The sequence below is a fragment of the Flavisolibacter nicotianae genome (assembly GCF_003628535.1).
Classification (GTDB): Bacteria; Bacteroidota; Bacteroidia; order Chitinophagales; family Chitinophagaceae; genus Flavisolibacter; species Flavisolibacter nicotianae.
This window is the reverse complement of record NZ_RBCI01000004.1, coordinates 293,976-320,969: the sequence shown is the minus strand read 5'-3', so window position 1 is coordinate 320,969 and position 26,994 is coordinate 293,976. Positions and strand designations below refer to the sequence as shown.

Annotated in this window: 29 protein-coding genes; 23 read left to right on the top strand and 6 right to left on the bottom strand. The window is 48.5% G+C overall.

All coding sequences use genetic code 11. From position 1 onward, the window contains the following. Positions 1 to 4 precede the first annotated feature (4 nt). A complete protein-coding gene (locus D6024_RS13170) occupies positions 5 to 580 on the top strand; it encodes a DUF4468 domain-containing protein (RefSeq protein WP_162944747.1) in 576 nt (191 codons plus the stop codon). A 207-nt stretch (positions 581 to 787) separates the two neighbouring features. On the opposite strand, the gene D6024_RS13165 is transcribed toward D6024_RS13170, so the two are convergent. Both D6024_RS13165 and D6024_RS13160 read right to left on the bottom strand, forming a co-directional pair. Continuing rightward, positions 788 to 1,753, bottom strand: coding sequence for an SDR family oxidoreductase (locus D6024_RS13165; protein ID WP_121355089.1), 966 nt, complete (start codon positions 1,751 to 1,753; stop codon positions 788 to 790). A 374-nt stretch (positions 1,754 to 2,127) separates the two neighbouring features. Continuing rightward, positions 2,128 to 2,565, bottom strand: coding sequence for a DoxX family protein (locus D6024_RS13160; RefSeq protein ID WP_121355088.1), 438 nt, complete (start codon positions 2,563 to 2,565; stop codon positions 2,128 to 2,130). A 152-nt stretch (positions 2,566 to 2,717) separates the two neighbouring features. Here D6024_RS13160 and D6024_RS13155 point away from each other — a divergent pair, with 152 nt between their 5' ends. The 6 genes from D6024_RS13155 to D6024_RS13130 all read left to right on the top strand — a co-directional run bounded on the left by D6024_RS13155 (position 2,718) and on the right by D6024_RS13130 (position 6,871). Continuing rightward, positions 2,718 to 3,302 (top strand): GNAT family N-acetyltransferase, encoded by a 585-nt coding sequence (locus tag D6024_RS13155; protein WP_121355087.1) that lies wholly within the window; start codon positions 2,718 to 2,720, stop codon positions 3,300 to 3,302. A 44-nt stretch (positions 3,303 to 3,346) separates the two neighbouring features. Beyond that, positions 3,347 to 3,772 (top strand): TerB family tellurite resistance protein, encoded by a 426-nt coding sequence (locus D6024_RS13150; RefSeq protein ID WP_121355086.1) that lies wholly within the window; start codon positions 3,347 to 3,349, stop codon positions 3,770 to 3,772. Positions 3,773 to 3,904: 132 nt separating this feature from the next. Continuing rightward, positions 3,905 to 4,717, top strand: a complete 813-nt coding sequence (locus D6024_RS13145; protein ID WP_121355085.1) for a LiaF transmembrane domain-containing protein — start codon at positions 3,905 to 3,907, stop codon at positions 4,715 to 4,717. 27 nt (positions 4,718 to 4,744) lie between these two features. Further along, positions 4,745 to 5,104, top strand: a complete 360-nt coding sequence (locus D6024_RS13140; RefSeq protein ID WP_121355367.1) for a DUF4288 domain-containing protein — start codon at positions 4,745 to 4,747, stop codon at positions 5,102 to 5,104. Positions 5,105 to 5,108: 4 nt separating this feature from the next. Continuing rightward, positions 5,109 to 6,140 carry a sensor histidine kinase gene (locus D6024_RS13135; RefSeq protein ID WP_240410028.1) on the top strand — a complete coding sequence of 344 codons (1,032 nt, stop codon included), beginning with the start codon at positions 5,109 to 5,111 and terminating at the stop codon, positions 6,138 to 6,140. Further along, complete coding sequence (locus D6024_RS13130) at positions 6,137 to 6,871, top strand: LytR/AlgR family response regulator transcription factor (RefSeq protein ID WP_121355084.1); 735 nt, start codon at positions 6,137 to 6,139, stop codon at positions 6,869 to 6,871. The genes D6024_RS13135 and D6024_RS13130 overlap by 4 nt, the downstream gene beginning before the upstream one ends. Here the strand turns inward: D6024_RS13130 and D6024_RS26720 are convergent. Next, complete coding sequence (locus D6024_RS26720) at positions 6,848 to 7,228, bottom strand: hypothetical protein (protein WP_162944746.1); 381 nt, start codon at positions 7,226 to 7,228, stop codon at positions 6,848 to 6,850. The genes D6024_RS13130 and D6024_RS26720 overlap by 24 nt on opposite strands. Before the next feature lie 83 nt (positions 7,229 to 7,311). Between D6024_RS26720 and D6024_RS13120 the strand changes: the two genes are divergently transcribed. The 11 genes from D6024_RS13120 (at position 7,312) to D6024_RS13075 (ending at position 17,520) form a co-directional block, all read left to right on the top strand. Further along, positions 7,312 to 8,229, top strand: coding sequence for a DnaJ C-terminal domain-containing protein (locus tag D6024_RS13120; RefSeq protein WP_121355082.1), 918 nt, complete (start codon positions 7,312 to 7,314; stop codon positions 8,227 to 8,229). A gap of 5 nt (positions 8,230 to 8,234) precedes the next feature. Continuing rightward, positions 8,235 to 8,534 carry a chaperone modulator CbpM gene (locus D6024_RS13115; RefSeq protein ID WP_121355081.1) on the top strand — a complete coding sequence of 100 codons (300 nt, stop codon included), beginning with the start codon at positions 8,235 to 8,237 and terminating at the stop codon, positions 8,532 to 8,534. A gap of 157 nt (positions 8,535 to 8,691) precedes the next feature. Then, positions 8,692 to 11,148, top strand: coding sequence for a DUF5686 and carboxypeptidase regulatory-like domain-containing protein (locus D6024_RS13110; RefSeq protein ID WP_162944745.1), 2,457 nt, complete (start codon positions 8,692 to 8,694; stop codon positions 11,146 to 11,148). 171 nt (positions 11,149 to 11,319) lie between these two features. Next, positions 11,320 to 11,820, top strand: coding sequence for a hypothetical protein (locus D6024_RS13105; RefSeq protein ID WP_162944744.1), 501 nt, complete (start codon positions 11,320 to 11,322; stop codon positions 11,818 to 11,820). 267 nt (positions 11,821 to 12,087) lie between these two features. Beyond that, entirely contained in the window at positions 12,088 to 12,381 is a 294-nt protein-coding gene (locus D6024_RS13100) for a putative quinol monooxygenase (RefSeq protein ID WP_121355078.1), read from the top strand. Between the two features lie 550 nt (positions 12,382 to 12,931). After that, a complete protein-coding gene (locus D6024_RS13095) occupies positions 12,932 to 13,441 on the top strand; it encodes a hypothetical protein (RefSeq protein WP_121355077.1) in 510 nt (169 codons plus the stop codon). A gap of 435 nt (positions 13,442 to 13,876) precedes the next feature. After that, the gene (locus tag D6024_RS13090) at positions 13,877 to 14,254 is read left to right on the top strand and encodes a cupin domain-containing protein (protein ID WP_121355076.1); all 378 of its coding nucleotides are present in this window, start codon (positions 13,877 to 13,879) and stop codon (positions 14,252 to 14,254) included. A gap of 204 nt (positions 14,255 to 14,458) precedes the next feature. Continuing rightward, the gene (locus D6024_RS13085) at positions 14,459 to 15,376 is read left to right on the top strand and encodes an alpha/beta fold hydrolase (RefSeq protein ID WP_121355075.1); all 918 of its coding nucleotides are present in this window, start codon (positions 14,459 to 14,461) and stop codon (positions 15,374 to 15,376) included. A 6-nt stretch (positions 15,377 to 15,382) separates the two neighbouring features. Further along, a complete protein-coding gene (locus D6024_RS26715) occupies positions 15,383 to 15,577 on the top strand; it encodes a hypothetical protein (RefSeq protein ID WP_162944743.1) in 195 nt (64 codons plus the stop codon). 350 nt (positions 15,578 to 15,927) lie between these two features. Further along, a complete protein-coding gene (locus D6024_RS13080; RefSeq protein WP_240410027.1) occupies positions 15,928 to 16,356 on the top strand; it encodes a VOC family protein in 429 nt (142 codons plus the stop codon). Between the two features lie 567 nt (positions 16,357 to 16,923). After that, positions 16,924 to 17,520 carry a dihydrofolate reductase family protein gene (locus D6024_RS13075; protein ID WP_121355073.1) on the top strand — a complete coding sequence of 199 codons (597 nt, stop codon included), beginning with the start codon at positions 16,924 to 16,926 and terminating at the stop codon, positions 17,518 to 17,520. A gap of 210 nt (positions 17,521 to 17,730) precedes the next feature. On the opposite strand, the gene D6024_RS13070 is transcribed toward D6024_RS13075, so the two are convergent. Beyond that, on the bottom strand, positions 17,731 to 18,387 hold the full coding sequence (locus D6024_RS13070) for a protein-L-isoaspartate(D-aspartate) O-methyltransferase (protein ID WP_121355072.1): 657 nt from the start codon (positions 18,385 to 18,387) through the stop codon (positions 17,731 to 17,733). Positions 18,388 to 18,440: 53 nt separating this feature from the next. On the opposite strand from D6024_RS13070, the gene D6024_RS13065 reads away from it, so the two are divergent. Beyond that, positions 18,441 to 19,025, top strand: coding sequence for a methyltransferase family protein (locus D6024_RS13065; RefSeq protein ID WP_162944742.1), 585 nt, complete (start codon positions 18,441 to 18,443; stop codon positions 19,023 to 19,025). A gap of 259 nt (positions 19,026 to 19,284) precedes the next feature. On the opposite strand, the gene D6024_RS13060 is transcribed toward D6024_RS13065, so the two are convergent. Then, complete coding sequence (locus tag D6024_RS13060; protein WP_121355070.1) at positions 19,285 to 21,012, bottom strand: phospho-sugar mutase; 1,728 nt, start codon at positions 21,010 to 21,012, stop codon at positions 19,285 to 19,287. Between the two features lie 97 nt (positions 21,013 to 21,109). Between D6024_RS13060 and D6024_RS13055 the strand changes: the two genes are divergently transcribed. Next, positions 21,110 to 22,048, top strand: coding sequence for a DUF2279 domain-containing protein (locus tag D6024_RS13055; RefSeq protein WP_162944741.1), 939 nt, complete (start codon positions 21,110 to 21,112; stop codon positions 22,046 to 22,048). A gap of 70 nt (positions 22,049 to 22,118) precedes the next feature. On the opposite strand, the gene D6024_RS13050 is transcribed toward D6024_RS13055, so the two are convergent. After that, positions 22,119 to 22,625: a phosphoribosyltransferase family protein gene (locus tag D6024_RS13050; protein ID WP_121355068.1), complete on the bottom strand. Its 507-nt coding sequence runs from the start codon at positions 22,623 to 22,625 to the stop codon at positions 22,119 to 22,121. Between the two features lie 33 nt (positions 22,626 to 22,658). Here D6024_RS13050 and D6024_RS13045 point away from each other — a divergent pair, with 33 nt between their 5' ends. The 3 genes from D6024_RS13045 to ccoS all read left to right on the top strand — a co-directional run bounded on the left by D6024_RS13045 (position 22,659) and on the right by ccoS (position 26,984). Then, positions 22,659 to 23,975, top strand: a complete 1,317-nt coding sequence (locus D6024_RS13045; RefSeq protein WP_121355067.1) for a (Fe-S)-binding protein — start codon at positions 22,659 to 22,661, stop codon at positions 23,973 to 23,975. 137 nt (positions 23,976 to 24,112) lie between these two features. Continuing rightward, on the top strand, positions 24,113 to 26,551 hold the full coding sequence (locus D6024_RS13040; protein WP_121355066.1) for a heavy metal translocating P-type ATPase: 2,439 nt from the start codon (positions 24,113 to 24,115) through the stop codon (positions 26,549 to 26,551). A gap of 268 nt (positions 26,552 to 26,819) precedes the next feature. Next, positions 26,820 to 26,984 (top strand): cbb3-type cytochrome oxidase assembly protein CcoS, encoded by a 165-nt coding sequence (ccoS, locus tag D6024_RS13035; RefSeq protein WP_121355065.1) that lies wholly within the window; start codon positions 26,820 to 26,822, stop codon positions 26,982 to 26,984. The last annotated feature ends 10 nt before the right edge of the window (positions 26,985 to 26,994 follow it).

The window sequence follows — 26,994 nt, the reverse complement described above, 5'->3', positions numbered from 1 at the left end:
GCCAATGAAGCATTTTTACCTTTTGATTGCATTGCTACAAGCGGGCAACCTGTTTGCCCAGGACAGTGTTTTACAGCGTAACAAATTGGGGCATGTTGAGATCGCGGAAGTCGTTGCGGCCGACAGCCTTTCTGCTTCCCAGTTGTTTTGCAATGCCAAGCTTTTTTTAAACAACGTTTTCGCCAACGCAAGAGAAACGGCCCAGATCAGGGACGAGAAAACGCGAACGGTGGCTACCAAAGGTTCATTTCCGGTAACCGTTGCATCCGAAACGGGCGAAGTGCGGACGGGCAAGACCTATTTCAGCCTGATGATCCAGGCAAAGGATCATTTTTACAAGTACACGGTGTACGACCTGTACTTTGCCCACAAGGAAGAAACAGGTATGACGACCTATGCCTCTCTCAGCGACCGCCAGGGCCTGACAATGACCAAAAGTCAATGGCGCCAGTTAGAGCTGCAAACCGGTGAATTTTTCGACGGGTTTATCCTGGACCTGAAAGATTACATGCAGCAGCGAAAACTCGTCTGCGCAGAAGATTTGCAGGCTAACCGAAAGAGCGGGAACCGGAAGGATTAGCATTTGGTTTTCCGGGACTTTCCCGCTGGAGGAATTGACTTCTTTGCAGGAAAGCTTGCCGGCACCACAACCGGTTAATCCCATTTTTTCCGGCCAACAACATCCGCGTACTGTAACAACAAAAGCCTACTTGTGAGGCTTTTGTTGTTACGGGTACATGTCGAATAAATTGAGGCCTGGTGCTGCGTTAGTTCTTTTTATTGTGCATTATTTCTTTCTTGAGAGGATGACTGCAACCGCCAGCAGTCCTGCAGCGACCCACACTCCTTTTCGCAAGACGCCTTTATCGAAATAGGCTTGCCAGCCACCGTCAATTCCCGTCCCAAAATCGACGGGTTGCAAAACATTACCGCTTGTTGTTTCGCTCTCGTCGGCCCTGGCAAAGTAAGACCGGACAACAGATGCCGTAATGTTGCGGCTAAGGAGAGGGAAAAAGGTATGGACGGCCTGCAAAAAAAAGGAAGCGCTGCCAATCTTTATCCGGTCCCTGGGCCTTTGAATGGCTGCGACCACCGCTTTGGCAACTTTCCGCGGATCGTAGACAGGTGGTGCCGGTCGCAAGGTTTTGCCGGTGTAATTGGCGGCATGCTGCATACCCGGTGTATCGAGAAAACCCGGGTACAGATCGCAAATGCGGATGGCAGGAAATTGTTTCAACTCACCCTTCAGTGACTCGAAAAAACCACGAAGCCCAAACTTGCTGGCGCTGTAGGCGGTCATGTAAGGTGTGTAAAACCAGCCACCGACCGAAATATTGTTGATCAGCAAACCATAACCCTGTTGTTTGAAAACCGGCAGCACCGCCTGGGCGCCGTGCATGTAACCAAAAAGATTGGTGCGAATTACGTCTTCGTTCACTTCCGCCGGTATGTTGTCGAAGGCTCCCGCCGCCAGAACGCCGGCATTGTTCACCCAAACATCGATGGCGCCGAACTGTTGCACTGTTTCTTTTGCTAGCCGGTGTACGTCCAGCATTTCTTTTACATCAGTAACGAACGCAACGGCGCTGCCGCCAACTTCTTTGCACTCGTCTACCACTTCGGCCAGCGCTTCTTCCCTGCGGGAAGCCAGCACCAGTTGTGCGCCTTCCCGCGCCAGCTCGATCGCGATGGCACGTCCGGCGCCGCTCGACGCACCTGTGACAACCACAATTTTGTTTTCTGCTTTTTTCATTCTGTTCCGCTTTGGTTTCAGGTCATCAAGAATGGCACCAACGGCTTACCCGCTCGCAGGTTTGGAGTTCCTGAACAGGCTGGAGAAAAACAAAAATCCGGTAAGACGTTCGCAAAAATTACCGGCAAGAATTTTTTTGAAATGATTCCGATAGGAAAGAATAATCCTGTCGATTGCTCAAGGCCAGCCGATTGATAAATCGCCCAACAGAGCGAAATCGAATTCTTTCTGTAAAGGGCTGATGTTGGACACCGGGAAATACGACCGTCAAAAAGCGTCAGGCAACAGCACCCAGACCGTTGCAAAAGGGATGGATTGGAACGTAGGTGCAGGAATTGGCAGGACAAACTGCCTACGGCACATTCCTGCTTCGTTCACTGTCTTGCTTCCCTGTCGATTGCTGCGTCGATCGACCAGGGGCCGCTGCCGATGATGAGGAACCACACCACCAGTACCAGCACGATAAATGTCATGAAGAAGCCGGACAAATGACCAAGTACATCCCAGCTTACAAAAATCAATGCACCAAGAAGGATGGGAATTTGGGCGATGCAGGCCACCCGGGTAAGCAAGCCAACCGCCAGGAGGAAACCACCGGCAATGTGGGCGAAGATGATGTAGTGCGACAAAAGCAGCAGGACAAGGCCACTGAACGGAAGCTGGCGCGATACCAATTCTGAAAAATTGCTGGAGCCCTGCGCAAATTCAACTCCTTTCAGGATCAGGAATATTCCCAGGGCCATCCGCAGAATGTCCATGTACTTGGGGTGATGGGCTTCTCCCCAATGTTCAAGGCGCTGAAGGTTGTTCATATCGCTTGTGTTAGAGGTAAGAAATAAAGAGCTCTCCTAAAGTTACACGCTTCTTTTTTGAATTCGCCTGATTCCGTATTGTCGTTTTTTGCTGTCAATCCTTTAAGGGTAAGACAAAATCGTTCTATCTTCAAGCGGGGCAATTTTATATTATGGACCTATATTCGAATTACAGCATCGACCAGGACATTGCGACACTCGATGCAGGTGGCGGTGTGCGGTTGGAAATGATTGACGACCGCCATGCAGATGAAACGTTCTCCATGATCCGCAGTAACAAGGAGCACCTCGGCGAATGGTTGCCCTGGGTAAACAAAATACAGACAACAGCCGATTTCCGTGTTTATATCCGGCAGTGCAAACAACAGCACCAGGCAGGTACGGATTGCGGTTATATGATCTATTGGAACGATCATCTTGCCGGCCGTATCGGGCTTCATTATATTCACCGGCACAACCGTTCCGGCGCTATCGGTTATTGGCTGGGAAAAGAGTTTGAAGGCAAGGGGATCGTTACCCGGTCCTGCGCGTCCATGCTCCATCTTGGCTTTACCAGGCTCGGGCTGAACCGCATCGAAATCAAATGCGGGGTCGGCAATCTAAAAAGTGCGGCTATCCCGGAACGGCTCGGATTTTCGAAGGAAGGCGTGTTGCGCCAGGCCGAATGGGTGAACGGCGGCTTTCTTGACCTTTCGCTTTATTCCCTGCTGAAAGAAGAATGGCAGGCACAGCACTAACCCATCCCGAGGTGGCAAAAAAATTGAAGTAAAACCCGAAAAACATGTACCGCACTCTCCTTTCTACTCCCGACCAGGCCCTCGTTCATTTGGCATTTCACTGCTGCCTCAAAGATGGCGAATTGCAGAACGAGGAACTGGATTTCCTTTCCTCCACGTTTGTCGCTAAGGGCATTAACAAGTCGCTGAATCTAAAAGAAGAGATGCAGCAGTACCAGTCGTATTACAAAAACATCAGCGACGAATCGTCGTACGTGCAGTTCCTCATTGAAACCATCCGGCCGAACAACAAGCTGGCCCTGTTTGCTTTTTGCACCGAAATCATTTACCGCGATAACAATATCTCCATCTCCGAAGAAGTGTTGCTCAACAAGATTGCCGGTTACCTCTATGTAAAAGACAGCGAAAACCTCGCGATCCAAAACCTCATTACAGAACTGAACGACGTAGAGCAAAACAATGCGTTTTAACGACCGGTAATTTAGCCGCCACCTGTTTTTACCGGGGAAACCCCGGTGTTTACCGGTGATTTTCCCGGTACGTACCTATCTCCCCTTGTCTTCGTCGCATTTGCCGTCTTTCTTTGTTGAAAAGAATGAAACATGGACGAGCACAAATTTGAAAGCAGGATTGAACAGCGGCTGGAGCGACGCATGCAGCGGTATCGTTACCGCAGTGCGCAAGGGCGCCGCTGGGTGGGAGTCTTCTTAGTGATAGCCGGCGGTCTCTGGCTGGCCAGGGCAACCGGCGCGATTGACTTTCCGCAGTGGTTTTTTACCTGGCCAATGTTCCTGATTGGTATCGGCTTCCTTTCCGGTATACGCCATGGATTCAGGGAGGGTGGGTGGCTGATTATGGTTGCCATCGGTGGCATTTTCCTTGCCAACGAAATTTCGCCCGAACTAAAACTGAAACCGTATATCTGGCCTGTGGTACTCATGGCGTTTGGCCTCTTGTTTTTATTTCGTCCGCGGAGAAACCATCCCCCTTTCGAAAGCGACGGAGCCAGAGAGAATATGCCACCTACAGCAGACGATTCGCCCCATTTCAAAACACAATGGAAGCAGGCCATGAACGACGGGAACGACGTCATAGACGCCACAGCCATTTTTGGCGGCGTAAAAAAAAACGTGTTGAGCAAAGCCTTCAAAGGCGGGGATGTCACAACATTTATGGGCGGCGCCGAGATTAACCTTACTCAGGCTGACTTCAATGGCAGGGTCATGATCGACTGTTTCAACATGTTTGGCGGCACCAAGCTGATTATTCCTGCGGACTGGAATGTGCAAAGCGGCGTGGTAACGGTCTTTGGCGGCATCGAAGACAAGCGGCAGCCCGGCCTGGCCAATCCCGATAAAGTGCTCTACCTCGACGGCACCTGCATCTTTGGTGGCATCGAGATCAAAAGCTTTTGATTGTTTACAACCGTTTATACTCCAGCCATGAATTGGTTCACAGCAAGAATCGTTTACCAGATTATTTGCGGCGACGGCGCCCATACCCCACAATTCGATGAACAAATCCGCTTGATCAGTGCTGCCGATTTGCCCGAAGCTTTGGAAAAAGCCGGGCAGGTTGGACTCCAGGAAGAAGTGGTCTTTTACAACGACCAGGAAAAGCTGGTACAGTGGAAGTTTGTCGACATCGCGGAAATCTATGCACTGTGTGAACTCAGTGATGGTGCGGAGATCTATTCGCACATCACCGAAGTGGATGATGCGGATGATTACGTTCGGCTGATTCAACGGAAAGCTGCTTTTTTGCAGGAACGAATAACCCGTCAACAGTTGCATTTAATTTAACCGCTTGAGCAAATCCATTTTTAAAACAACCCGGTTTCGCATTGCCTTTTCCGTGTGGTGGTGGGCCTGGCTCCAACTGCACACCCTGATCATGACCAAGGCGGGCCATAGCTGGAAGGTCGCCCTGGTCGACAGTGGCATCAGCAATCTTTTCCTGGCCGGTGCCGCGTTGCTCGTCTTTATCAGTTTACAACATTATACACCCCAAAAAAATCGTTATGGGTATCTATTTTCTTTATGCACTGCTTTATCCCTTCTTTGGCTCTTTGTTACCCGACTGCTTTTGTTTTTGATCCTGACAGATGAACATGGATACGCCACATTTTACTCGCAGACCATGCTGCTTCGCGGTGCCACTGGTTTTCTTGTTGTGAGTTGCATGGCGTTGATTGCCGTCTTGTGGTACACGCTCCAGGACCAGCAGGAAACCGAGCAACGAAAAACGGAAGCCGAACGCCTTTCGAGGGAAGCCGAACTGGTAAACCTGCGGCAGCAGTTGCAACCGCATTTTTTATTCAACAGTTTAAATTCCATCAATGCCCTGATCGGTCTGCAGCCGCAAAAAGCGAGGACAATGATCCAACAGCTTTCCGATTTTTTACGGGGCACGTTGCGGAAGGAGGAAAAAGAATGGACCTCGCTCGAAGACGAACTGCAACACCTGCAGCTTTACCTCGATATCGAAAAAGTACGCTTTGGTCACCGGTTGAATACAACGGTTTACAACGATGCTCCCGGCGCACAACTCCCCGTTATGCTCTTGCAGCCGGTGGTGGAGAATGCCATCAAATTCGGCCTCTACGATACCACCGACGCCATCAGCATTGCTATTTTTGCAAAAAGGGAAAACAGCATTTTGGTGCTCGAGGTCACGAACCCATTTGATTCCGAAACAAGCTTTCCGAAAAAAGGAACAGGCTTTGGGTTAAGTTCTGTACAGCGACGACTGACCCTGTTATTTGCCCGGCACGACCTCGTAAAAACTGAAATTCGCGGGCCTATTTTTGTCACCACCATCAAAATTCCACAGCCATGAAGGCAATCCTCATCGACGACGAACCGCTGGCCCGGATCCTTGTCAGGGAATACCTGCAAAATCATCCCGATATCGAAGTCATTGCCGAATGCAACGACGGTTTCGAAGGCGTAAAAGCCGTGAACCAGTTGCATCCCGATTTGCTTTTTCTCGATATCCAAATGCCTAAAATCAACGGCTTTGAAATGCTGGAACTGGTGGAGCAGCCCCCGGCTGTCATCTTTACCACGGCATTTGACGAATACGCGATTAAAGCCTTTGAAGCGCATGCCGTGGACTATTTGCTAAAACCCTTTAGCCAGGACCGATTCGACAAAGCCGTTGACAAATTCCGTCAGCAAGCCGGCCAGCAGAAAGAAGCGACGGAAAAATTACTGCAGGATTCGCCCAAGCTGCCTTCGCAATCCGAACGCATCGTGGTGAAGAATGGCGGCAAGATCAAGATCATTCCTGTTCCTTCGATCCTTTACCTGGAAGCAGCCGACGACTATGTCCGGATCGTGACGCCGGAAGGATCTTTCCTGAAAAACAAGACCATGGGCTTTTACGAAAAGCATTTGCCTCCCGATTCCTTCGTGCGCATTCATCGCTCCTATATCATCAATGTGCAGGAGATCACCCGCATAGACCCGTATGAAAAAGAATCGCACCTTGCCATTCTCAAGTCAACTGAGCGACTGCCGGTCAGCAAGAGCGGTTATCAAAAATTAAAAACGATTTTGGGGCTTTAGTTGCAGACGGTCGCAGAAGGGTTTGCTGTCAACGTAAAATCCTCGAACCGGTATTCGGCCGTCGGTTCTTTTTACCTGTCTGCCGGCAAATGCATCGGGCAACTGGACTGATGCTGTACATTGAAGAAAATCCCAATTATGCCTGCAAAAATTTTTGAAAAGTATTTGTTCATTGGCGTCGGCCTTCTGTTGATGAGCGTATTCATCATTTGGAATACAAATCTCTTCATCGCCCCGGTCAGGGGTTCCGAAAAAGGTCTTTTGATTGACCTGGCGGCTGTAGCCTTGTTTTGTGCTGCTTTCTGCCTTATTTCGAGGAGTATTCACCGGCAGTAAAGCAACTGCGTGATTTCGCAAAGCCTCTTTTGGTGAATTTCCTTACAATGGAGTCTTTCCTTGCGTTAATTTTATGAGCAGGACAAAGCAGAACGTCTTCGTATATGGAATATTTGGATTATTATAAAATTCTTGGTGTTGGTAAAAATGCTTCGGACGAAGACATCAAGAAGGCCTACCGCAAACTGGCCCGGAAATATCACCCCGATCTCAATCCCAATGACAAGGAAGCGCACAAGAAATTCCAGGAGATCAACGAGGCCAACGAAGTGCTAAGCGACCCGGAAAAACGCAAAAAATACGACCAGTACGGGAAGGACTGGAAGCACGCCGACCAGTTTGAGCAGGCCAGGCGGCAGGGCGGCGGAGATTTTAGCGGCGGCTTTGGTGGTGGTTTTGGCGGCAACCAGCCCCATTCCGAAACATATACAAGCGAAGACTTTGATTTTTCAGATTTTTTCAATTCTATGTTTGGCGGTAGCAAAAGCAAGCGGCAGGGCCGGGCCGGTTACAAGGGCCAGGATTACCAGGCCGAACTGCACCTGGGCCTGCGTGATGCGGCCACAACTCACAAGCAAACTCTCACCATCAACAGCAACCAGGTGCGCATCACTGTACCGGCGGGTGTGGAGAACGATCAAAAGATCCGGCTGAAAGGTTATGGTGCGCCGGGGGTGAACGGCGGTCCGGCCGGTGACCTGTACCTGACCTTTAAAATTGCCGATGACCCGCAGTTCCGCCGTGCCGGCAACGATCTTCACACCACGGCGCAGGTTGACTTGTACACGGCTGTATTGGGCGGAGAGACCACCGTCGATACCCTGGAAGGCAAGATCAAGCTGAAAGTGGCCGCCGGTACGCAGAATGGCACGAAAGTGCGGGTGAAAGGCAAGGGCTTCCCGGTGTACAAGCAGGAAGGACAAAAAGGCGATCTTTATGTCATTTTCCACGTCACCATACCCACCCAACTTTCCGAACGGGAAAAAGAACTTTTCACCGAATTAGCCAAACTGAAAAAATAGTTGCCATGGAGGAAAGAATGTTTTTTTCGGGCAAAGCGTTTTGCACCCATCACCATATCGAGATCTCCTTTCTTCATTCCCTGCACGATTACGGGCTTCTCGAGGTCACTTCATCGGAGGAGGATTTTCTGCTGCCGCAGGACCAACTGGATGCGCTGGAGAAAATGGTCCGCCTACATTTCGATCTAAACATCAATCTGGAAGGCATCGACGCCATTTACAACCTGCTGCACCGGGTGGAAGACCTGCAGCGGGAAGTTTCTACCTTACGCAACCAACTCCGGGGGTTCGAGGCAGGAACCTGAATGCATTAGTGAATGGGGAAAGGTCAATAGTGAATAAAGGGGTTTCTCATTCACCGTTTCCGATTGACCACTGCCCCCGGCATCTTCTCTGTTAAAACAACTTAAAATCGGTACGGGCCGCGAGCAGACCCGGCGCAAATGGGTGAAATTTGCCGCCATGCCGCCCATCCGTAAATCCGTTTCTCTCCTGTTGGTATTTGTGCTGTTTTTTGCCGTGGCGTCCCATGCACAGGTGGTCAAGGTATATGGCAAGATCACCAATAACAAACTGGAACCGCTGCCCAACGCCAGTGTGCACCTGAAAACGTCTTCCGTTGGCACCCTGTCGAAAGATGACGGCAGCTACGAGCTTTTTGTTTCAAAGGGAACTTACGAAATCGTGGTGAGCATGGTCGGCTATAAATCGACGGTGCTGCCCGTGGTGGTGAATGACGAAACATTGCAGAACGTGATCCTCGACGATGACGATGAAAAGTCGACGCTTTCGGAAGTTGTCATCAAGGTAAAGCTGAAAGACCGGGCTGACGAGATCATGCGCAAGCTGGTGGAGCACAAGGATAGCGTCAGCAATGTGGTGAAAAACTTCTCCTACAAAGCGTATATCAAGGCCCTGCAGCAGGATTCCGTCAGCACCGACAAACAGGAAAGCGACACCGTAAAGCCCGAACCACGGGTTGTTAGCCTGCAGGAGATTTTGTTGAAAGTGGACCAGGATGCACAGCACCGCATCAAGGAACAGCGGCTGGGTGTAAAGGTCAGCGGCGAAAACAAACTTCTTTTCTACACGACTACAACCGACGGCGATTTCAATTTTTACAACAACCTGGTCCAGGTGCCGCGGATCTCTCCCACCCCCTTTGTGTCGCCTGTCAGTAGTACCGGCCTGCTTTCGTATAAATTTAAAACCCTCCACATCGAGCGTCGTGGCCGCGAAAAATTGTACACAATCTCCGTTCGCCCGAGGGCGCTGACCAATGCCACAGTGGAAGGAGAACTGACCGTTTCGGACAGCACCTGGAACATCCTTTACTGCCGGTTTCGTTTCCCGCAATACCACCTCCAAGAATACAATTTCTTCGAAGTGGAGCAGCAGTACGATTTCGTGAACAACCAGGCCTGGATGCTGAAGCAGCAGACGTTTACCTATTATGCCGATGGCAAACGCAAGCGGGTGCAGGGGAAAACGGTGGTAAACTACTCCGACTATGAACTGGACAAGCAGTTTGACCGTCGCCATTTCAACAGCGAAGTGAGTGTAACGGCCGAAGAAGCTTACCACAAGGACAGTACGTTCTGGAACAGTGCCCGGCGCAAAACGCTGTCGGTAAAGGAAACGGAGTTCATCCGCTACCGCGACTCCCTGTTTGCCATCACGCAAACCGAATCGTTCAAGGATTCCATCGCAAAAGAGATCAACCGCATCACCTGGAAAAAAATCGGCTTTTTTGGACAAACCCTTTACGATCGCCAGAAAGAGCGCAGTTGGTACCTGCCGCCGCTGATTTCGCTCTACTCTCCTTTTGCCTTTGGCGGCGGGCGGATCAACGCTTCTGTTGGTTACGGTAAATTTTTTCCCAGCCGCAAAAATATTTTCATCAATACCAGCCTGAGTTACGGGCTGCGCAACAAAGACATCAACGGCTCTCTGGACCTGAACCGCATGTACAACCCGTTCAACCGAGGTTATTACACCATTACAGCCAAGCGGGAATTCCAGTTCATCTTCGAAGGTGATGCCTATATCAACATGATCAAGCGCAGCAACATTTACCTGAACAACGAGCTGGGTATCGGTCATGGTCTCGAGATTGTGAACGGCCTGTTCCTGCGAAACGAATTGGGCATAGCACTTCGCCGCTCGGTGAGCAATTACAAAACAGGCCGGCTGGTGGACAGTTTGCTGGGCGATGTCCTGAACAACAACCAGCCCATTCCGTTTGAGCCCTACAATGCTCTTTACGGCAAGGTGCGGCTCGAATACACGCCGTTCCAGAAATACCGGCGGGAGCCTTTGGAGAAAGTGATCCTGGGATCCAAATGGCCAACGATTTACGTGGAGTGGCGGAAAGGAATAAAAAATATACTGGCGTCGGATGTGGACTTCGACTACCTCGAAGCGGGTTTGCAGCAGCAATTGAATATGGGCCTGCTCGGTGTGTCGAAATACACGGTGAAGACAGGGAGCTTCCTGAACACGAAAGACCTACGGCTGATCGACTACCAGTTCCAGCGCCGCGGCGATCCTCTCCTGTTCATGAACCCCTATAAATCCTTCCAGGCACTCGACTCCACCTTTCCCATTTTCAAGCGGTTTTACGAAGGGCACCTCGTGCACGAATTCAATGGGTTTTTGCTCAACAAAATTCCCCTGCTGAAAAAGCTGCAACTGCGTGAAATTGCGGGCACCGGCTTTCTTTTTACGCAGGAACGAAACCTTCGGTATGCCGAGTTGTATTTCGGCATTGAACGGGCTTTCCAGTCGCCTTTTAACCCGCTGGACAAATTCAAGCTGGGCGTGTACGTTGTGACCTCGGCCGCCAACCAGTTCAGCAATCCCATTCAGTTCAAGATCGGCTTTACTACCTGGGACAAACGGAGAGGAAAATGGTTTTAACGGGCGGATGGCAGCGTGCTGGCCTTGACATCAATACCTGGGAAAGGGTTCAAACAGATTAACGAAACTGCAGAAAAAATAAAACGAAATAAGCGTGTGGTGGAAATGAGAATGTTAGGTGAAAAATTGTAGTTTCGGCTTATTCGTTAATGCTACTGTTAGCCACGACTTATGAAGCCAGGTTTATTTTTAAACATATTGCTGCTGCTATTGTCAACTAATGTTTTCGCTCAAAAAATCTTGAACGAAAAGTTTGAAGCGTCAAAAGGAAAATGGCAACTGCCATTGAAGCATATCTCGCTTGTAGAGGACAATGAAAAGCGCAAGCATTCAGCAGTAAACATGTTCGACTCTACACTACGGCTAATTACCGATAGTGCTTACAAGGTTTTTGCTGTACATGATGCTGAAGTGGTGGGAGTATTTGAAGTGAAAGGAGAATACACGGTTGTATCAAAATATGGCGATTACTTTATCAGCTACCAAAGACTTTCCAAGCCCTCCTTCAGCAAGGAAGCTACGCTTAAAGCCGGTCAATATATTGCTTCACTGGTGAACCGAACGGAAAGCCAGTACAGCCTTGAACTTACTTTGACAAAGGAAAATGGAGAATTGGACGCCAGAACATGGTTCAACTGGTCGAACGCGGCTAACAAAGGATTGGTAAAATAGCGGCTGATGTGCTATTTTTCGGCTGTAAAACAAATGGCAATGGTAGCAGGGAATTGAAGCAGCAGTTTCCCAAATACCGCTACTTCACCAATCCTCTGCACGTTGTGCGAATTTTCTCAAACCTTTTTTCTCAATTGAACTATTGCTAAAAATTCTTCCTATCCAAGTCTTCCTTTTATTCAATCAATAAAAAATTATAAAGTTAGAAAGAGCTAACTTCAACTTATTAAATGTTTATTTTATTAATCATTTATAAATAATACACTTATGGAAAAGTATGCACTCTTGGCGAGAGTTGAAGCTAAAGCTGGCAAAGAAAAAGAAGTGTTAGAATTTCTCAAATCTGCCCTTCCTTTATCACAAGCGGAACCTGGAACTATCAGGTGGTATGCATTGCAAATTGGACCTTCCACTTTTGGTATATTTGATACTTTTGAAACAACCGAGGGACGGATGGACCATCTAAATGGAGAGATTGCCAAAGCTCTAATGGCCAATGCCGCAACACTTTTGGCTAAAGAACCAATCATTGAAATGGTTGACTTACTGGCAGTAAAATAGCAAAACTCGATTAGAAAGTATTCTCATAAACGCTTTGAATTTCAAGTACAGCTTTTTACCATAACACCATAAACACTTCGCACAACAGTGCATCGGCAATATGGCGGGGCGACAAAGATATTCTCGGCTTTTTGGTCGCTGCTCAGCTTCAGTTCGGCAGAGGAATAACGCCGAGTAATAGAATAAACAATGAGGCTTTTCTACCTTTAATCAGCAGCGGCACCAGGCAGACGGAACACAGAATGCCGCCACATCGAAAATGCTTCAATGTTGTACGCCACAATTGACAGCACTATATAACGTATCAAGAGTTGATTCTAATTCGAATTTCCTCACACAAAGCATTGCCACTAATACATCTCAGTGTTTTTACTGATCGCTATCATACAATGATATTAGATCATAGTATAAGTTTATTAAATAATAACTCTCCCCTTTGGAATAAGGATTGAAAAACTACAAATGGTTCGCACCCTTTTAAATTAAATTTCAACCCTTAGGTGAAATGCATCTTTTGTAGAAAGAATTTCTTTAACCAAAACTCATAACAATGAAAGCTTTATCAACTTTCAAGCCTGCTCCAACCATCGCAGCTCTCTCACTTATTGGAATGGGGTGTCAAAAAGAACAATTGTCATCTAATGGCATCTCTACAGAAGATATGCTATCGTCCAGTAATGCTGTCGCTAAACAGATTAAACAACAAGATCGTCCTTTTAAGGGAGATTTTGTTACCACTGTTGGTTTTATTCCCGATTGGGTGGGTGGGTATAATCCTTCAATAGATCCTGGAGCACCTGCTTGGTACCCCGGAAGTGGAGAAGGAAATCTTACTCACCTGGGTTTGAGCTATACGTTCATTAATCAACATGTCGTTCCAACCGGTGTCCTAGTCGGAGAAGGTACTACACCGCCGGTTAATGACTATTTCAAGGCACAATTAGCAGCGTATAACGTTACTGTACCAGATGCAGTGGGTTGGATTTTTTTGGACAAACACGGAAACTCTATTTGGGGCAAAGGCACACTGAAATACCGGAGCCCGCAGGATATCGGATAGATGCAGACGGTGGATTCGATATCATTGGCGGTACAGGCAGGTTCGAAGGTGCGAAAGGGCATTTTACCCTTCAGGTTATGGTGACTTAAATTTTGAGACATTTCAGAGCCCATTTAATTTTGGCGTCAGTGGCTTTATTGCATATTGATACTTTAAACTAAATATCTGCTGGCGTAAAACATGGGGCTTTGTGCAAGTAGGGCAAGACGTTGTTACATCAGCCAAGTGCAAGCATCGGCTGTATTTCTGGCATGACGAACAACATTCAGCGATAGAATAGACAATGAACTTTAATTTATAAATTGAGCAGCGGTTAAGGGCAGACGGAATGCTATTTCCCCACCCACACAAAGCCTTCAACACCGTAGCCGGCTGCGATTTGATCTTACCTCATGATGTTGATTTCTGCTTTTGATAACCAGTAAAATATGTTTTATGAAGCTGAAAAAAGAAGACATTCCTGTAACGTTGCAGGCTCCCGGTACCGTCATGCGTGGACATCCCGGATGGGGCGGAATGACGGTAGCATTCAATGAAATGCCCGCCGGTACGGATCTTGCACCCGTATTGCAGGGACTGAAGAATGACAGTTGTCAGTGCCCACATTGGGGGTACCTATTGGAAGGCGAGGTGGTGATGAGATACGATGATGGAACGGAAGAGAAACTACAAGCAGGGGAAGTTTTTTATATGCAACCTGGCCATACGGCAATTGTGGTAAAGGATGCAAAGCTAATTGATTTTAGCCCTGAAGGAGAATTGAAGGAGGTCATGGAACATGTTGCTAAAAAAATGATGGAATTTAGTCAGTAATTCCTTTTGGGTTGAAACAGCAGCCAATAATGCATTGCTTCAAGAGTAGCTGAAGTGCTACTATGTCGCATGGCAAACAATACGTCAACCGTTTTGCTTCACTCAACAGGACTTCTTCCAATGCCCTACCTGACAACAATGCGTTACCATTGTAAGCAACCCTGGCGAACACCGTGATTATTGTCAACATCAAAACTGTTTAATATGAAAAAGAACCTTTTTCCAATCAGTTTTATTTTGACGCTGTTTTATCTGTGTTCATGCAATATCAGTAACACTGTCAAAGCGCAAAGCGAAACCCACCTTGGACCTGAACTCAAAAGCATTTTCATCAATGGTGACAGTATTCATTACATTGATATAGGTAAAGGCGATCCCGTGGTTTTTGTTCACGGTGCATTGGGCGATTACCGCACCTGGCAGGCACAAATAGATACGTTTGCTAAAAATCACCGGGTCATTGTTTACAGTCGCCGCTATGCCTGGCCTAATCAGCAAACGATGATCGATTCGTCTAAACATTCTTTTGCATCCCATGCGAACGATCTTGCAGAATTTTTAAAAAAGCTGGACCCTGGACCGGCTCACCTGGTAGGGCATTCCTCCGGCGCCTACATTACATTATTAGCTGCAATTGATCACCCTGAACTTGTGCGCAGTCTTACGCTTGGGGAGCCGCCGGTTATGTCGTTGTTGCCGCCTCCTTCGCCAACGGATGCAAATCCGTTTGCGAAAGCAGTAGAAGCATTTGCAAACAATGAACAGGAAAAAGCAGTACACTCCTTCGTTGGCGTCGTAACGGGTGACAGTTCGTACTTCTCTAGGCTTTCCCAATACAATCGTGAATTAATGATGATGAATACGCAGGAGGCCAGGGCAAATGTTACTCTTCAAAACATTATGCCTCCAGTCACCTGTAATGATTTGAAAAAAATAAACTGCCCGGTCCTATTGCTGGGAGGCGATAAATCTCCCTCGTTTTTCCCTTTAATTATTAATAAGATGGAACCTTGTTTACGCAATAAAGAAAAAGCAACGCTGCCGAATACCTCGCATGGATTGGAGTATGAAAACCCGTCTGAATTCAATAAAGTTGTGCTTGGATTTATTGGTAAACATTAATTGTGCATGATTGCAGTAGAAGAAGAGCTGCTTGCACAGGCAGTTTTGCTGCAGCAGGGGCCGAATAATTCCTTCCTGGCAGTACTACTTTCCGTTACATATCCGCCCAAACCAACAAGGATAGATAGCAGAAAATATACTTGTTGGTTTATAATTTCAGTCGGCGGCTGCGGGCTGGAAATTTACCAAATGTCCTGCTGAACGTAAAGCTGTGAAATGTTGCATCCCATACAAAACTGACACGTGTTGCTTTTAATCTCGGCATTGTATCAGTCTCGGGACATTGTGATAAGGTTAGACTGTTTCTACGAGATGCCTTGCCGTATCGACTGACTTTTCCCGGTGAGCAGCGGTAAATCTACGGAATGGGATATCTTTAAACAGGCTGATACCCTGCCACCGCCGCTACGGACAACAAGCGGTGATCCGTCAGGCGTGGCTTTCCGACAGAGGGGTTCAGATTTCAGCTTCATTAAGGAAAGGTTTAAGTTGTAATTATAAACTTTATTCAATAAGGAGAAAAAACGATGGCAAAAAACAGGTTACTTAGAATGGATAATGTCGGTATCGTGGTCGAATCTCTTGATAAAGCCATTTCTTTTTTCACAGAAATTGGTCTGAAACTCGAAGGACGGGCAACAATCGAGGGTGAATGGGCTGGTCGTGTTACAGGAGTCGGTTCCCAGCGTGTGGAAATTGCGATGATGGTGACCCCCGATGGACACAGCCGGCTTGAGCTTTCACAATTCCTTACCCCACCAACCATTTCAGATCATCGGACTGCTCCCGTGAACTCTCTCGGCTATTTACGTGTGATGTTTGCTGTTGAAGACATAGACGAAATGGTCGCCCGACTCTGCAAGCAGGGTGCGCAGCTCGTTGGTGAAGTGGTTCAGTACGAAAACGCTTATCGACTCTGCTACATCCGGGGCGTCGAAGGACTACTTATCGGGCTGGCAGAGGAAATTGGCAAGAAATAAGCAAAGCAAATCTGCGGTGACCGTTGCACAAGTCACTTATTCAATCGGCTTTTTCAGTTTTTGATCCGGCAAATGGCGGTTATATTTTCCTTTGCCAATACGCAAAGTGAACCACTATCCCCATCCCGTTGTATTAAGAAGTACCACAGAATAAAAAGAGTTCTGCAAACGTTTGTTGGTTTTTTTTCGCCTGTCCAATTTCAGCAGTCGGTCGTAACTGTAGCAGACCTCGGCCATCAGCATACAATTGCTGACCAGTTTTATTCGTCAGCTGTTCACCCGTTGCATGCCCAAACGTTCATCAGGGTGCCGGTCGCCGGTTCCAGGGCGGCGGCTGAAACTTTTCACCCGACGGACCTTTGATTTTGCGTGCCGGTGCATTCCGACTATCAGTAAAAATTGAATGGCAATGATAAAAGACCAGTAATCGACACGTTAATTTCCACCGATGATTTTCGAAACATTGCAGTTACCTCGCCTTCGCATTCAGCCATGACGATTGGCGCATTCGCACCGCCAGGGAATCGAAGGGATTTGTGAGATTTGTAGCCTGTCAAAACAGAAATCATGAGAAAATTAATTTTAGGAATGACCGTGACTGCCGACGGCTTTGTTTGCGGACCCAATCATGAACTGGACTGGTTCATGCGAACGAAGGACGACCATGTAAAAGACTGGATTGAAAAATCCCTGTGGGAAGGCGGTGTTCATATCATGGGCCGTCGCACATTTGAAGTCATGGCTCCTTACTGGGCGACGTCAACCGACCAGCTGGCAGCACCAATGAACGGGATTCCAAAAGTGGTTTTTTCCAAAGGTGGTTTTGTTCCGAAAGCAAGTTATGGTGACTCAACAGGAGCCATTTCTCCGTCTGCTTCGACGTGGGCAGATTCAGCCGTTGCAACCGATCTTGTTGCCGACATCACTAAACTTAAACAACAAGACGGAAAACCCATTTTAGCGCATGGCGGAGCAGGTTTTGCCCAGGAGCTCGTCAAACATGGACTGGTTGACGAATATCGGTTTTCAATTCACCCTGTTGCGATAGGACGGGGTATTTCAATTTTTGCTACAACGCCTCACCTGATAGACCTGGACCTTGTCAGCTCGACTCCTTTTACGTCTGGGGCGATCGTAAACGTGTACGCCACGAAAAATAAGTAGTATGGCCGTCTGCAAAGGCTTGTGACCTGCGCCGGCTTCCATGTTCCAAAAAATGAATCCTGGTCTGAAAAGGTGTTACGGAATGCACGGCAACAAAAAAACGGCGGTAGGCCCGCCGTTTTTTTAAACTATTTGCTGAATTCACTTTTCCTGGGTCCGGAATACCATCCAGCAATTCCAGGGTAAACTGTGTATCCTGCCTTTTTTTACTTAATCATTTTTTCCTTGTAGCATGGGCACAAAGCTGAAGCGGTCGTACACTTCTTCTTTAACGCTGCCGTCCTGCTGCTTGATGAGTCGCTTCATAACCTGCACGTCGCCGCCGCCGAAAGGAATGACCATCATACCGCCTGGCTTGAGTTGGGTGATGAGCTTTACCGGCACGACCGGCGCTGCGGCCGTGATCAGCACTTTGTCGAAGGGCGCATACGTTGGCAGTCCTTCGTAACCATCACCATAAAAAAATTTAATGTTGGGATATTTCTTCAGGAAAAGAAATTGCTTGTTACTGTCGAACAGTTTTTTTTGCCGTTCAATCGTAAACACCTTCGCACCAATCTCGGCCAGCACACAAGCCTGGTAGGCACTGCCTGTTCCGATTTCGAGTACTTTTTCGTGGGGCTTTACTTCCAGCAGTTGGGTTTGATAGGCAACCGTGTACGGTTGCGAAATGGTTTGGCCTGCATCAATGGGAAAGGCCTTGTCTTCATAGGCTACTTCGTCAAACGCGGAATCAAGAAAAAAATGGCGGGGAATGTTTTCAATAGCAGTCAGGATTCTTTCGTCGGTGATACCCTTGCTACGTACCGTTTCTACCAGTTTTCTGCGCAGTCCTTTGTGACGGTATGTGTCTTCAGTCGCTCTCATCCGGCAAATATAATTTTCCCCACTTTACTTTTTTCAGATTGTACTTTTACCCCATGCTTTATCACCACATACTTCTTGCCATACTCTGGATTTTATATGGTGTGTTGCACAGCGTGATGGCCAATCTTGGTTTTAAAAGCGCCGTCCGCAAACGGACCGGAAAATATTACCGTTACTACCGGCTTTTTTATACCGTATTTGCCGCTGTTTCCCTGGTCGCCCTTGTCGTATACCAACTCGGCATCCCGGGCAAATACCTGTTTCAGCCAACCTTCACTACGCGGATCATTGGCGGTGTTCTTTTGCTGGCCGGCCTGGTCCTGATGGCTGTCTGTATCAAAAAATATTTTGCGAACCTCAGCGGGCTGAAAAGCCTCTACCAGGAAACTCCCTCATCGGAGCTGATGATCACCGGGATTCACCGTTACATGCGCCACCCCCTGTATACGGGCACCTTCCTCGCCATTTGGGGATTATGGGTGATCGTACCCGCCTCTACCCTGCTGATTGCCGATGTTGTGATCACCGTATACACCCTGCTTGCCATTCAACTGGAAGAGGAAAAACTGGTAGCGGAATTTGGCGATCAATACCGGGTTTACCAGCAGACAGTGCCCGGGCTCATTCCCCGTTTTTAATTGGCCGAAGACTTTCCAGCGGCCGGACGTGGAAAAAATCCCTTTCGGCGAATGCATCCCTGTCCTACAGCAAAAACCCGTTTTCTTTGTGTTATCAAAATCGTGCAACCAATTTTATATATAAAGCATTAAGTCCATCCGCCTAACGAGAAAGCGCTTCCCAAGAGCGCTTTTGTTGTTTTAAAAAAAGAGCCGCTCAATCGTTGAACGGCTCTTTTCTTTTATCAGGATTTTAAATCCTAAAATCTCAGTCCAAAGACTATGCTAAGCTCATATCGCTGATGATCTGCTTGATCTTTCCCTTTGCTTTTTGCTGAGCTTCGGCAAAATGTTCGGGTGCCGAAAGCTGCGTGTTCACGCTGAAATAAAACTTGATCTTCGGTTCCGTGCCCGATGGCCGTGCACTGATTTTACTGCCGTCTTCCGTGATAAACTGCAGAACGTTTGACTTGGGCAGTTGAATGGTTTCCGTTGCACCGGAAGTGAGGTCGGTCTTCACGCCTTTTTCATAGTCGAGCAATTGAATGACCTTGCTGCCGGCCAGTTCTTTCGGCGGGTTGGCACGGAAGCTTTCCATCATGTCGGCGATCTCCTGCTGTCCGTTACGGCCTTTCTTGGTAATCGAGATCAGGTCTTCCTGGTAGTAGCCAAACTTTACATAGAGGTCGAGCAATTTTTCATAAAGGCTGCGACCTTTTGATTTTTCGTAAGCGGCCATTTCGCAGAGCAGGGCTACGGCCGACACGGCGTCCTTGTCACGCACTTCATCACCGATCATAAGGCCATAACTTTCCTCACCGCCTACGATATATTTTTCCTTTCCTTCCTTTTCACGGATCAGTTCTGCAATCCATTTGAAACCGGTCAGCACGTTGTAGCAGTTGACACCGGCCTGTTTTGCGATCACATCGATCATGTTGGTCGTGACGATGGTTTTTACCACCATATCGTTGGGCTGCTGCAAGCCTTTTTCCTTGCGGCTTTCGATCATGTAATTAAACGCCAGTACGGCCGTCTGGTTTCCGTTCATCAGCACCCAGTTGCCCTTGGTATCCTTCACGCCGATGCCTACACGGTCGGCATCCGGGTCGGTGCCGCAAAGAATGTCGGCATCGATTTCCTGCGCTTTTTTCAGGCCGATGCTCATGGCCTCGCTTTCTTCGGGATTGGGATAATGCACGGTTGGAAAATTGCCATCGGGTGTGGCCTGCTCGTCAACGATCGTCACGTTTTCAAAACCGAAGGCTTTTAGCACGGCCGGTACCTGCTTGATGCCCGTTCCGTGGATCGGTGTGTAAACGATTTTCAGGTCTTTTTGCTGCCGGATCACTTCCGGGTAAACACTCAGGCTTTTGACCATTTGAACATAGGCGTCGTCAAGTTCTTTACCGATGATGGTGATGTTGGCTTCGCCCCCGCTCCATTTTACATCGTTTACATCGGCGATTTTTTCCACTTCGGCAATCACTGCCTTGTCGTGCGGCGGCACCAGTTGACCGCCATCGGTCCAATAGGCTTTGTACCCGTTGTATTCTTTCGGGTTGTGCGAGGCCGTGCAGACGACACCGCCTTTGCAGCCGAGATGGCGGATGGTAAACGAAAGTTCCGGCGTGGGACGAAGGTCTTCAAATAAGAAAACTTTCAGACCGTTCGCCGCAAATACATTGGCCGCCGTTTCTGCAAAAAAGCGGCTGTTGTTGCGGCTGTCGTGAGCGATCGCCACTTTTATCTCTTCGTTGGGAAAGCTTTTTTTCAGGTAATTGGTATAGCCCTGCGTGGCCATGCCAACCGTGTATTTGTTCATGCGGTTGGTGCCGATGCCCATAATGCCCCGCAAGCCGCCGGTCCCGAATTCGAGGTTGCGGTAAAAGGCATCTGCAAGATCTTCGGGATTGTTTTTCTGTAGTTCTTTAATGGACGTTTTTACATCTTCGTCATACGCACCGTTGAGCCAGGAATTCACCTTTTGTTCGATTACTGCATCCATAGAAACAAGTTTTATTGGTTGGTTTTAGTCTGATTTGAGGGTTTGAAGATATTTGTTTTTTCCATCTCCGCGAAGAGATGTGCCGTACATTTGGCCAGTGAAGAACGGCCTTCTTTCCATTTTGATTTTTTATTCGGTAACGGCAGTCTGCCAGGATACCGCCACCCTACGTGTATCCGGTAATCGTTTTGATTCTCCAGCCCGCAAGTGGACCATCGGAGCGTTAACCACGGCCGGCTACGGAGGATCCTTTCTTTTTCTGAGCCAGGCCTGGTACAAGGATTATCCCCGTACCTCCTTTCATACGTTTAACGATAACGGCGAATGGCTGCAGGTCGACAAGGTTGGCCATGCGTGGACCGCCTACCACACCAGCCGCATGACGACAAACATGTGGCGATGGGCCGGCGTGTCGCCAAACAATGCCCTCATCCTCGGCACGGGCAGCAGCCTGCTCTACATGCTTTCCATCGAATACCTCGATGGCCGTTCTGCTGAATGGGGATGGAGCTGGGGCGATGCAGCCGCCGATATATTGGGCGCTTCGCTGTTTGCCGGCCAGCAACGTTTGTGGAACGACCAACGCATCGGGTTCAAGTTTTCTGCCCACCCCGCGAAGTATGACCAGCCCGACCTCGAGGCAAGGGCGGACAAGCTGTTTGGCCGTTCTTTCCAGGGACGGTTGCTAAAGGATTACAACGCACAAACCTATTGGCTCAGCGCCAACCTTCGTGCTTTTTTGCCGGAAACGAAGATGCCCGGATGGCTGAACCTTTCGTTGGGCTATGGTGCGGAAGGCATGTTTGGCGGATTCGAAAACCTGGCAACAGACAAAAGCGGCGCTGTCGTTTTCGATCGGCGCGACCTTCGTCGCTACCGGCAGTGGTACCTGGCACCCGACATCGACCTGACAAAAATTAAAACCGGCAGTAAGTTGCTCCGTTCCGTTTTTTCTGCGTTCAACTGTGTAAAGATTCCAGCGCCGGCTCTCGAATTTTCAAGGGGAAAATTTAAACTGAAAGCCCTGGCATTCTGAAAAATTCACAAGTTTATATGTTCACGGGTTGACGAGTTAATTTAGTAGCGACACTAACTTGTGAACCGTACTAGAACAACCAGGCGCCGGTGATCTCACCTTCTTTTGTTTCGACCGCGATGTGTTCCTGCAGTGTTGTGGCAATCGTCAGGCCGGCATAATCCGTTTGGATGGGAAAAAGTTTGTGGCTTCGCTCTACCAGGACAAGCGTTTGCAGCTTTTTGGGTGTCGATGCCAAAAATGGCTTCAGGGCAAAAAACATGGTTTTGCCGGTATTGGCCACGTCATCCGCGATGATGATGACTTTATCCTGGAACGAAGCCTGTCCCTCTACCGAAACATCCCGCAGTTCTTTTTTATTTAATTGAATGGTCACAACACTGACCTTCACGGGGACGATCGTTTGCAGTTCGGCGGCAACCGACCGCGCTACGATTTCTCCATTGCCCACGATACCGGCGATGATCAGTTCATTTTCCTCCGTGTTTTGTTCGGCAATTTCCAGCGCCATGCGTTTAATTTTCCGTCGCACCGTTTCTTTATCAAGGATCGAACTCTTTGTTTCTGCAGAAGGCATTTGACTTATTTTTACCGGGCTTAAATTAGCATTATGCAAATCGTGCAACAAATTTTATTTCTCCTGCTTGTCGCTGTCGCTGTCTGGATTTTTGTAAAAAAAGTTGGCTTTATCCGTAAGAACATCAACCTGGGCAGGGATGAAAATTTTGAGCCGCACCCCGATCGCTGGCGCAATGTGTGGCTGATTGCCTTTGGCCAGAAGCGCATGTTCGACAAGCCGCTGGTTGCCCTGTTGCACCTCGCCGTCTATGCCGGTTTTGTTGTGATCAACATTGAAATTTTAGAGATCATCCTCGATGGCCTTTTGGGCACGCACCGTTTGTTTGCGCCGTCGTTGGGAGGGTTTTATTCATTCGTGATTAATTTTTTCGAAGTCCTTGCGTTTCTGGTACTGAGCGCCTGCGTTGTGTTTCTCCTGCGCCGCAATGTTGTTAAGGTAAAACGCCTGAACCAGCAGGAACTCAGTGGCGGCTGGCCACGAAAGGATGCCAATTATATCCTGGCGTTCGAGATTGTGCTGATGTCGCTGTTCCTTCTCATGAATGCATCGGACAAAGCCTTGCAGTTGAAAAACGTCGGGCACTATGCGGAGGTGCAAACGAATTTCCTGGTGTCCGGTTTGCTCACACCGCTTTTTGCAAATTTGGATGCGTCTTCGCTTGTCGGCATTGAACGCGGTGCCTGGTGGCTGCACATTACGGGAATTTTCGTTTTCCTGAACTACCTGCCTTACTCCAAACACTTGCACATCATCCTGGCTTTTCCGAATACGTATTATGCGAGGCTGAAGCCACAGGCCAAAATGGTGAACATGCCCGAGATTCAAAAAGAGGTATTGTATGCCATGCAGCCAGAGACCGTTCCAACCGACGCGGCGCCGGAAGAACACAAGCGCTTTGGTGCCAAGGACGTGACCGACCTGTCGTGGAAGAACCTGCTCGATGCCTATACCTGCACCGAGTGCGGACGCTGCACGCAGCAGTGCCCCGCCAACCAAACCGGAAAACTGCTGTCGCCACGAAAGATCATGATGGACACCCGCGACCGGATGGAAGAAATCGGCAATAGCCGCGAGAAATCCGGCTCCTTGCAGGATGATGGCAAATCGCTTCTCCACGACTACATCACCACCGAAGAATTGTGGGCCTGCACCTCCTGCCAGGCTTGTGTGCAGGTCTGCCCTGTGCTGATTGACCCTTTGCACATCATCAACCAGCTGAAGCGCTACCTTGCCTTGGAAGAGAGCAACCAGCCTTCCGAATGGAATGGGATGTACAGCAACGTGGAAAATAATTTTGCGCCCTGGAAGTTTAGCCCGGACGACAGGGATGCATGGGCCAATAGTTAAGTCAACATTCAAAAGGCAGTCTGCATGTGAAAGATTTCTATTTTTTTTGCCTTTTGAATTCTCCTGATTTTTCTCATCTTTTCCGTTGATGCTTCTCAGCCGGCTACAGGTTCATCTTTTGAACTTTTGCTGCCACTATGCCCCTTGTCGAAGCACCGGTCAGAAAAAAAGAAAACCCTGCCAAAACAACCGTACAGTGTTATCACTGTGGCGAGTCCTGCGACAGGTCAATTGCAGATGACGGCCATTTTTTTTGTTGCGATGGCTGCCGCTTTGTGTATGGACTTTTAAAAGACAACGGTCTTTGCAACTATTATGACCTGAGCAACACGCCGGGTATCAAAGCCAGGGGAAAATTCGCATCGGAAAAATTTGCATTCCTGGACACACCGGAAGTCATACAAAAACTCCTTTCCTTCAGCGACGAAAAGCAAAGCCAGGTCACATTTTACCTGCCGCAGATGCACTGTGCCTCCTGTATCTGGCTCCTGGAAAACCTCCACGCCATTCAACCGGGAATCCTGTTTTCCAAAACCAATTTCCAGCGCAAAGAGGTTTTTATTGCGTTCAGCCATAGCGAAACGTCGCTTCGCAAGGTGGTGGAGCTTTTGGCCTTCATCGGTTACGAGCCAGCCATTAGTCTCAGTGAAGAGGAGGCCAAAAAAGAAAAAAAAGTCAGCCGCAAACAATTTTACAAGATTGGTGTTGTAGGATTTTGCTTTAGCAATATCATGATGCTTAGCTTCCCGGAATATTTTTCGTCCGGCGACATCGCTGAAGGCACGCTCAAACACCTTTTTATTTATCTCAACCTGTTGCTGGCACTGCCGGTTTTCTTTTACAGCGCTTCCGATTTTTTTGTTTCTGCCTGGAAAGGCTTGCAGCAAAAGTGGCTGAACATCGATGCACCGATTGCCCTCTCCATTCTCATCACGTTTTCGCGAAGTGTATACGAAGTGCTTAGCGGCACCGGCGCAGGCTATTTCGACAGCATGAGCGGCATCGTGTTATTCATGCTGGCGGGCCGTTGGTTTCAAAACAAAACCTACGACAGTTTTTCCTTCGACAGGGATTATAAATCCTACTTCCCGCTGGGTATTACCAAAGTGGAGAATGGCACCGAGATTCCTGCCACCATTAGCAGCCTGCGAAAAGACGATCACATCATCGTGCGCCACCAGGAAATGATCCCGGCCGATTCCGTGCTGATTAGCGGTGAGGCAAATATTGATTACAGCTTTGTGTCGGGAGAAAACACACCGGTTGCCAGGAAAAGAGGCGATCTGATTTATGCAGGGGCAAAGCAACTGGGCGGGAGCATTGAATTGCGGGTGATCAAAACGGTCAACCAGAGTTATATCACCCAACTTTGGAACAATAATGATTTTTTTGCCCACAGTAAGAATGGGGAAAAATCTTTCATCCATCCCTGGAGCCGCTATTTTACCGCGGTGCTCCTGGCGGTTGCTGCGGCTGCCGGAATTTACTGGGGAATTGCAGATCCGAAGAATGTACTGCCTGCCATCACGGCTTCGCTGATCGTGGCTTGTCCCTGTTCGCTCCTGCTGTCGGCAACGTTTACGTTTGGCAATATGCTGCGCTATTATGGCAAGAATAAACTTTACCTGAAGAATGCGACGGTGATCGAGTCGCTTGCCCGTGTGAACAACATCGTCTTTGACAAAACGGGTACACTGACCTACACTTCCAACGCGGAGATTGAATTGCTTGGACTGTTGAGCGCAGACGAAATGGCCGCCGTGTATTCGCTGGCAACAGAAAGCGCCCATCCTCTAAGCCGGTTGATCAAGGAACACCTGCTGAAAAAAACAGCCGTATTTGCCCTGCCGGTGGAAGGATTTAAGGAAACAGCCGGGAAAGGCGCAGAAGGGTTCATTAACGGTGTGGCAGTGAAAATCGGTTCCTGCCGTTTTGTAACCGGCTACCATGATTCAAGAGGCGGCAGTGCCGAAGTGTGGGTTGCCGTTGACAACAATGTAAAAGGCTATTTTGCCATTCATAATCTTTACCGGGACGGAGTAAAAGAGATGGTTCGGAAACTGGAAGGATCGGGTTTTTCGCTTCACCTTCTTTCCGGGGACAACAGTGCGGAACAGGAAAAGCTGCGGGCATTTTTTGGAAAAAAAACTCCGATGCTCTTCAACCAGTCGCCGAAGGACAAGCTCGATTATATTAAAAATCTGAAAGAAACGGGAACGGCCAGCGTGCTTATGCTGGGCGATGGCCTCAACGATGCCGGTGCACTAAAGCAAAGCAATGTCGGGATTGCGGTCAGTGAGAACACCAGCCAGTTCACACCGGCATCCGATGCAATTCTTGACAGCAGCAAAGTGGGTATGCTGAATGCCTTTCTCTCCTATGCCCTCGCCGGAAAACGCATTGTGCTGGCAAGCTGGATCATTTCCATCCTTTACAATTTCGTAGGTCTGAGCTTTGCCGTTCAGGCAAAACTGTCGCCGATGGTCGCAGCCACCCTCATGCCGGTAAGCTCGATCACCATTGTCAGTTTTGTGACGGTGGCGACGTCGATCGCGGCAAAGCGCAGGGGGTTGTAAGGCGCTTACGTACCATCGACAGTGGTGTTACTTTGTCCCTGGCATTTTAAGCCAGTTAGCCCATCCGCGGTTTCTTGCGGTAAGGTCAAACGTTAGACGCCGGCCTCTTAAAAATCCCGGCAGGAACGAATCGCGAATCCGTTCTCCTGCACAGAACCTCCATGTCTTGCACAGAATACCAAAACCTGATTGAAGTCATAAATTCTTTTGATACACCTCAGCACCACCCCTGGAGCGGAAAAATACTTTTGCGTCTACAATATTTTTTATGAGTGTCATTATTGTTCTTGTCATCATCAGCGTCATTGTAGCCGGCTCCTTCCTGGCGGCTTTTATCGTATCGGTGAAAAAAGGGCAATACGACGACGACTATACGCCATCCGTGCGAATGCTTTTCGACGATAACGTCACCGAAAACAAAACGTCAAATTAAATACGAACAC

Bases quoted from the DNA above. Each gene is read 5' to 3' on its own strand.
- D6024_RS13130 (WP_121355084.1), top strand. From the start codon at position 6,137: ATGAAGGCAATCCTCATCGACGACGAACCGCTGGCCCGGATCCTTGTC.
- D6024_RS13115 (WP_121355081.1), top strand. From the start codon at position 8,235: ATGGAGGAAAGAATGTTTTTTTCGGGCAAAGCGTTTTGCACCCATCAC.
- D6024_RS13090 (WP_121355076.1), top strand. From the start codon at position 13,877: ATGAAGCTGAAAAAAGAAGACATTCCTGTAACGTTGCAGGCTCCCGGT.
- D6024_RS13045 (WP_121355067.1), top strand. From the start codon at position 22,659: ATGCAAATCGTGCAACAAATTTTATTTCTCCTGCTTGTCGCTGTCGCT.
- D6024_RS13050 (WP_121355068.1), bottom strand. From the start codon at position 22,625: ATGCCTTCTGCAGAAACAAAGAGTTCGATCCTTGATAAAGAAACGGTG.
- D6024_RS13165 (WP_121355089.1), bottom strand. From the start codon at position 1,753: ATGAAAAAAGCAGAAAACAAAATTGTGGTTGTCACAGGTGCGTCGAGC.
- D6024_RS13060 (WP_121355070.1), bottom strand. From the start codon at position 21,012: ATGGATGCAGTAATCGAACAAAAGGTGAATTCCTGGCTCAACGGTGCG.
- D6024_RS13120 (WP_121355082.1), top strand. From the start codon at position 7,312: ATGGAATATTTGGATTATTATAAAATTCTTGGTGTTGGTAAAAATGCT.
- ccoS (WP_121355065.1), top strand. From the start codon at position 26,820: ATGAGTGTCATTATTGTTCTTGTCATCATCAGCGTCATTGTAGCCGGC.
- D6024_RS13110 (WP_162944745.1), top strand. From the start codon at position 8,692: ATGCCGCCCATCCGTAAATCCGTTTCTCTCCTGTTGGTATTTGTGCTG.
- D6024_RS13085 (WP_121355075.1), top strand. From the start codon at position 14,459: ATGAAAAAGAACCTTTTTCCAATCAGTTTTATTTTGACGCTGTTTTAT.
- D6024_RS13100 (WP_121355078.1), top strand. From the start codon at position 12,088: ATGGAAAAGTATGCACTCTTGGCGAGAGTTGAAGCTAAAGCTGGCAAA.
- D6024_RS13155 (WP_121355087.1), top strand. From the start codon at position 2,718: ATGGACCTATATTCGAATTACAGCATCGACCAGGACATTGCGACACTC.
- D6024_RS13040 (WP_121355066.1), top strand. From the start codon at position 24,113: ATGCCCCTTGTCGAAGCACCGGTCAGAAAAAAAGAAAACCCTGCCAAA.
- D6024_RS13065 (WP_162944742.1), top strand. From the start codon at position 18,441: ATGCTTTATCACCACATACTTCTTGCCATACTCTGGATTTTATATGGT.
- D6024_RS26715 (WP_162944743.1), top strand. From the start codon at position 15,383: ATGATTGCAGTAGAAGAAGAGCTGCTTGCACAGGCAGTTTTGCTGCAG.
- D6024_RS13145 (WP_121355085.1), top strand. From the start codon at position 3,905: ATGGACGAGCACAAATTTGAAAGCAGGATTGAACAGCGGCTGGAGCGA.
- D6024_RS13080 (WP_240410027.1), top strand. From the start codon at position 15,928: ATGGATAATGTCGGTATCGTGGTCGAATCTCTTGATAAAGCCATTTCT.
- D6024_RS13105 (WP_162944744.1), top strand. From the start codon at position 11,320: ATGAAGCCAGGTTTATTTTTAAACATATTGCTGCTGCTATTGTCAACT.
- D6024_RS13070 (WP_121355072.1), bottom strand. From the start codon at position 18,387: ATGAGAGCGACTGAAGACACATACCGTCACAAAGGACTGCGCAGAAAA.
- D6024_RS13160 (WP_121355088.1), bottom strand. From the start codon at position 2,565: ATGAACAACCTTCAGCGCCTTGAACATTGGGGAGAAGCCCATCACCCC.
- D6024_RS13095 (WP_121355077.1), top strand. From the start codon at position 12,932: ATGAAAGCTTTATCAACTTTCAAGCCTGCTCCAACCATCGCAGCTCTC.
- D6024_RS13150 (WP_121355086.1), top strand. From the start codon at position 3,347: ATGTACCGCACTCTCCTTTCTACTCCCGACCAGGCCCTCGTTCATTTG.
- D6024_RS13075 (WP_121355073.1), top strand. From the start codon at position 16,924: ATGAGAAAATTAATTTTAGGAATGACCGTGACTGCCGACGGCTTTGTT.
- D6024_RS13140 (WP_121355367.1), top strand. From the start codon at position 4,745: ATGAATTGGTTCACAGCAAGAATCGTTTACCAGATTATTTGCGGCGAC.
- D6024_RS13170 (WP_162944747.1), top strand. From the start codon at position 5: ATGAAGCATTTTTACCTTTTGATTGCATTGCTACAAGCGGGCAACCTG.